This window comes from Hansschlegelia beijingensis (assembly GCF_045505405.1).
GTDB classification, from domain to species: Bacteria; Pseudomonadota; Alphaproteobacteria; order Rhizobiales; family Methylopilaceae; genus Methylopila; species Methylopila beijingensis_A.
Window position 1 is genome coordinate 1 of the sequence record NZ_JBJKEX010000652.1, and the last position, 768, is coordinate 768.

Below are 768 nucleotides of genomic sequence, written 5' to 3' on the forward strand. Positions count from 1 at the left end.
GAAGATGCTCACCCAGCACCTCCGCGAGCTTGAGGCAGATCGCCTGATTGAGCGCACAGACTTCGGAGAAAAGGGGACGCAAAGCCGCGTGGCGCAAGGGAAGTCTCCCGGCCGGCGCGGGAGCCGCCGGAACGGCGCGCAAGCAATCGCGCTGCGCCTGCGAAGGACAGCAATTAGTTGCCGGAGCGGCCTTTCGCGTCCGGCCGGCCGCGCCGCTGCGCGGCCTTGGCGCCCGTCGACTTGGGCTTGGCGGCGTGCCAAGAGGCGCGCCTGGATTGACGGGGATCAGCGGAAATGCGGGCCGGACGCCTGATGTCGCCCACGCTCGCGGTGGCGCTTTCGACGCTGTTCTGGGGAACCGCCTGGTACCCGATGCGGGTCCTTCAGGAGCGCGGGCTCGACCCCGACTGGGCCGTGGTGGTGATGTTCGGCGTGCTGTCGCTCGCGCTCGCGCCGCTGATCTGGCGCGCGCGCAGCCGGCTGGCCGGCCACTGGCGCGCGCTCGGCTGGATCGGGCTGACCGGCGGCGTCGCGATGACTTGCTACTATCTCGGCGTCACGATCACGACCGTCGCGCGCGCCACGCTGCTGTTCTACCTCGCGCCGGCTTGGACCACGCTGATCGAGTTCCTCGTCCTCCGCAGGCCGATCGGCGTGACGCGCGGCCTCGAGCTCGCGCTCGGCTTCGCGGGCCTGCTGGTGATCCTCGGGCCGGGCGGCGGCGGAGGCGGCGGGGTCAATCTCGGCGACCTCTTCGCCCTCGCGGCC

At 71.5% G+C, this 768-nt stretch carries 1 protein-coding gene; it reads left to right on the forward strand.

Annotation, left to right across the window (positions count from 1 at the left end):
- Positions 1 to 294: 294 nt before the first annotated feature.
- On the forward strand, positions 295 to 768 hold a 474-nt coding region (locus ACIKT0_RS19415), incomplete at its 3' end, for a DMT family transporter (protein ID WP_407106902.1).